The organism is Rhizobium sp. SEMIA 4085 (assembly GCF_013004495.1).
Lineage (GTDB): Bacteria > Pseudomonadota > Alphaproteobacteria > Rhizobiales > Rhizobiaceae > Rhizobium > Rhizobium gallicum.
On record NZ_JABEPH010000413.1, the window covers coordinates 1 to 4779 of the forward strand.

Annotated in this window: 4 protein-coding genes and 1 pseudogene; 4 read left to right on the top strand and 1 reads right to left on the bottom strand. The window is 61.5% G+C overall.

Features of this window, described 5'->3' with window-relative positions:
* From C9413_RS27890 to C9413_RS27905, 4 genes and pseudogenes are all read left to right on the top strand, one after another.
* Positions 1-165, top strand: a pseudogene (locus tag C9413_RS27890) (imidazolonepropionase); the annotation flags it as partial.
* Complete coding sequence (gene hutH / locus C9413_RS27895) at positions 162-1697, top strand: histidine ammonia-lyase (RefSeq protein WP_170251200.1); 1536 nt, start codon at positions 162-164, stop codon at positions 1695-1697. The pseudogene C9413_RS27890 and the gene hutH, both read left to right, overlap by 4 nt.
* Position 1698: 1 nt before the next feature.
* Positions 1699-3372 carry a urocanate hydratase gene (gene hutU / locus C9413_RS27900; RefSeq protein WP_170251201.1) on the top strand — a complete coding sequence of 558 codons (1674 nt, stop codon included), beginning with the start codon at positions 1699-1701 and terminating at the stop codon, positions 3370-3372.
* A gap of 3 nt (positions 3373-3375) precedes the next feature.
* Positions 3376-3951 (top strand): HutD family protein, encoded by a 576-nt coding sequence (locus C9413_RS27905; RefSeq protein WP_040115494.1) that lies wholly within the window; start codon positions 3376-3378, stop codon positions 3949-3951.
* A gap of 233 nt (positions 3952-4184) precedes the next feature.
* Here the strand turns inward: C9413_RS27905 and C9413_RS27910 are convergent.
* Positions 4185-4779, bottom strand: a 595-nt coding sequence (locus C9413_RS27910; RefSeq protein WP_170251202.1) for an SAM-dependent methyltransferase, incomplete at its 5' end; no start/stop codon positions are given.

The window sequence follows — 4779 nt, forward strand, 5'->3', positions numbered from 1 at the left end:
GGCGCTCGCGCACTCGGCATTGTTGCCGAAACGGGAACAATACAGGCGGAAAAATCCGCCGATCTTGCCATCTGGGAGATCGAAAGCCTGGCCGAACTTGTCTATCGCATCGGCTTCAACCCGCTCTTTGCGCGTGTCTTCAAGGGCGAAAGGATCGACCGTTGACCATCATTCTCCACCCAGGTTCCGTTTCGCTGAAACAGCTGGAAAAAATTTACTGGACCGGCGAACCGGCAGAACTCGATCCCGCATTTGATGCCGGCATAAACAAGGCGGCGGCGCGCATAGCAGAGATCGCCGCCGGCAATGCGCCCGTCTACGGCATCAATACCGGCTTCGGAAAACTCGCTTCGATTAAGATCGACAGTGCCGATGTCGCCACACTTCAGCGCAATCTCATCCTCTCGCATTGCTGTGGTGTTGGCGCGCCGCTGCCCGAAAATATCGTGCGTCTCGTCATGGCGCTGAAGCTCGTGTCACTCGGCCGCGGCGCCTCCGGCGTGCGACTGGAGCTAGTGCGGCTGATCGAAGCAATGCTCGACAAGGGCGTCATACCGGTCATTCCGGAGAAAGGTTCTGTCGGCGCCTCGGGCGATCTTGCGCCGCTTGCCCATCTGGCGGCCGTGATGATGGGAGAGGCCGAAGCCTACTTCAAAGGCGAGCGGCTTCCAGGCGCACAAGCCTTGAACAAAGCGGGCCTTACGCCGGTCGTTCTCGCCGCAAAAGAAGGCCTTGCGCTGATCAACGGCACGCAGACCTCAACCGCACTTACACTTGCCGGCCTGTTCCGTGCGCATCGTGCCGCCCATGCGGCCCTGATCACCGGCGCCATGTCCACCGCTGCGGCCATGGGCTCTTCGGCACCGTTCCATCCGGCTCTCCACACGCTTCGTGGTCATCGCGGCCAGATCGACACGGCCGCGGCTTTGCGGGCGCTGCTTGAAGGCTCCATTATCCGTGAAAGCCATATTGAGGGTGACGAGCGGGTGCAGGACCCCTATTGCATTCGTTGTCAGCCGCAAGTCGATGGCGCCTGCCTCGATCTTCTCCGCTCGGTCGCGCGCACGCTCGAAATCGAATCCAATGCAGTGACCGACAATCCGTTGGTGCTTTCCGACAACTCCGTCGTTTCCGGCGGCAACTTCCATGCGGAGCCGATCGCCTTTGCCGCCGATCAGATCGCGCTTGCGGTCTGCGAGGTCGGTGCAATTTCGCAGCGCCGTGTCGCGCTACTCGTCGACCCGGCTCTATCTTACGGGCTTCCAGCCTTCCTCGCCAAGAAGCCAGGGCTCAATTCCGGTTTGATGATAGCAGAGGTCACCTCTGCCGCGCTGATGTCCGAAAACAAGCAGATGTCGCATCCAGCTTCCGTCGACTCGACGCCGACTTCGGCGAACCAGGAAGACCATGTTTCCATGGCCTGCCATGGTGCACGCCGTCTGTTGCAGATGACCGAAAACCTCTTCGGCATCATCGGCATCGAGGCATTGACGGCCGCACAAGGCGTAGAATTACGCGCACCGCTTGCGACCAGCCCTGAACTGCAAAAGGCGATCGCTGCCATCCGCAATGTGGTGCCGACGCTGGAGGTCGATCGCTACATGGCGGGCGATCTGCAAGCCGTCAGCGAACTTGTTGCAAGCGGCGCATTGAACGCGTCGGTTTGCGAAAACATCCTTCCGTCCCTGGAGATTTGAGATGACCAATCCCCGTCATAACATCCGCGAAATCCGGGCACCTCGCGGACCGGAGCTCATTGCCAAGAGCTGGATGACCGAAGCGCCGCTTCGCATGCTGATGAACAATCTAGATCCTGATGTGGCGGAAAATCCGAACGACCTCGTCGTCTATGGCGGCATCGGCCGCGCCGCCCGCACCTGGGAGGATTTCGACCGCATCGTCGCGACGTTGAAGACGCTTACCGAAGACGAGACGCTTCTGGTACAGTCCGGCAAGCCGGTCGGCGTCTTCCGCACACACAAGGACGCACCGCGCGTCCTGATCGCCAATTCCAACCTCGTGCCGCACTGGGCGACGTGGGATCACTTCAACGAGCTCGATAAGAAGGGCTTGGCGATGTATGGTCAGATGACGGCAGGCTCATGGATCTATATCGGCACACAAGGCATCGTCCAGGGGACCTATGAAACCTTTGTCGAGGCGGGCCGGCAGCATTATGGCGGCAACCTCAAGGGCAAATGGATTCTGACCAGTGGCCTTGGCGGCATGGGTGGCGCGCAGCCGCTCGCTGCCGTCATGGCAGGGGCCTGCTGCCTTGCCGTCGAGTGCAATCCGGACTCGATCGATTTCCGCTTGCGTACCCGATATCTCGATGCCAAGGCCGAAACGCTGGACGAAGCCCTCGAGATGATCGGCGGCTGGACCAAGGCAGGCGAAGCCAGATCGGTCGGTCTTCTCGGCAACGCCGCCGAAATCCTGCCCGAAATGGTCCGCCGCGGCATCCGTCCGGATATTGTCACTGACCAAACGTCAGCGCACGATCCGATCAACGGCTATCTACCGAAAGGATGGACGATCGCGCAATGGAAAACGATGCGCGAAAGCGATCCGAAGGCGGTCGAAAGAGCGGCTCGCGCCTCTATGCGCGAGCATGTCGAAGCGATGATCGCATTCTGGGATGCAGGTATTCCGACGCTCGATTACGGCAACAATATCCGACAGGTTGCTCAAGATGAGGGTCTCGAAAACGCCTTCGCTTTCCCCGGCTTTGTGCCCGCCTATATCCGCCCGCTCTTTTGCCGCGGCATCGGTCCCTTTCGCTGGGCAGCCCTCTCGGGCGATCCGGAGGATATCTACAGGACCGACGCCAAGGTGAAGGAATTGCTGCCGGACAACGAGCACCTGCACAACTGGCTGGACATGGCCCGAGCGCGTATCGCCTTCCAGGGTCTGCCGGCGCGCATCTGCTGGGTCGGCCTAGGCGAGCGCCATCGTCTCGGCCTTGCCTTCAACGAGATGGTGAAGAGCGGCGAGTTGAAGGCGCCGATCGTGATCGGCCGCGACCACCTCGATTCCGGCTCGGTTGCATCACCGAACCGCGAGACGGAAGCGATGAAGGATGGTTCTGATGCCGTCTCCGACTGGCCGCTGTTGAACGCTCTTTTGAACACCGCCTCCGGCGCAACTTGGGTTTCGCTCCATCATGGCGGCGGCGTCGGCATGGGCTATTCGCAGCATTCAGGCATGGTCATCTGCTGCGACGGCACCGACGATGCGGCGCGCCGCATCGAACGCGTGCTTTGGAACGACCCGGCAACCGGGGTCATGCGCCATGCCGACGCGGGCTACGATATCGCGCTCGATTGTGCCAAGGAGAAGGGGTTAAGGCTGCCGGGGATCTTGGGGGATTGAACCATGCAGATCCTTCGCGCGGCCAATCACCGGCGCATGCCCTGGAAGAACGGCGGCGGCGAGACAGTGGAAGTCGCCGTTTCCCCGCAGGGTGCAACCCTCGGCGATTTCGACTGGCGGGTCAGCATGGCCACGGTTGCTATCGACGGACCGTTTTCGATCTTTCCCGGCATCGACCGCACACTTTCAATCCTGTCCGGCAGGGGCATGACGCTGGAGATCGACGCGCTTGAGCCGTTGCGCTTGACGCAGCAGAGCCCGCCATTTGCTTTTGCAGCCGACATTGCCGTAACGGCACAGCTTGTCGCGGGGCCGATCACCGACCTCAATGTCATGACGCGGCGCGACGGCTTTAAGCACAAGGTCGAAAGGGTGCATATCGAGCGGCGTTGGAGCGGCTCTCTACCGGCCGCAATATCGCTTGTACTGTGTCACGAAGGCGAAGCAGCATTCGGGTTGGCCGAAGAAAGCGGGATGATTTATGCCGGCGACGTATTGATGATCGAGGCTCATTGCCGCCCCGCTTTGATGCTTGCTGGTGCCGCGACCTGCTATTTGATCAGCATCACAGCCATCTGAAGCCACGACGATTTCCTCGGATTTCGAGGTGGTCGAGACATGCATCAACCGCGCGGCCGATGTGCGATCCGCACTCGAGTTCTCGTCGACGTCTCCCACCGCCTCGACAATGCGGGGCAGATGCGCGCTCTTGCAGGCACACGACAAAGGTCCCCTCTCCTTCGAGCCTTTCGCAGCCGAACTGTCTGTCGGCAAAGCTCTGAGCGTGGATGGCGAGCCGGCATTCCGGCTCGCTATTGCCTGCCCCTGAACCGCCGTTGATAGGCGGCGTCATAAAGGGCGCTTTCGCGAAAATCGCGGGCAGCAAGCGTTGGACCGACGAAGATGATCGCCGTGCGCTCGATCGGCTCCATGGCGACCCTCGCCTCGATGTCAGCAAGCGTGCCATGCAGGACGCGCTCGTCCGGCCAGGATGCTTTGGCGCCGATCGCCACAGGACTATCGCCGCACATAAGCGGTGTCAGGTCTGCGCCGACCTGGCTGAGCGCATGAATTGCCAGATGGATTGCAAGCGTCGAACCCGTCGCGCCAAACCTGGCAAGCGTTTCTTCATTCGGCATCGGCGAAGCGCGGCCCGAGACGCGGGTCAGCACCAGGCTCTGGGCAACGGCCGGAATTGTCAGTTCCCGGCCAAGTGCGGAGGCCGCAGCAGCAAAGGCCGGAACGCCCGGTGTCATCGTGTAGGCGATGCCATGCTTCTGAAGGCGCCGAACCTGCTCAGCAACAGCGCTCCAGACGGAAAGGTCGCCGGAGGGCAGACGGGCGACATCCTCCCCGGCGGCGGCCGCACGCAGAGAGTCCGCCTGGGTGCGCGCGAGGGGCAGCGGG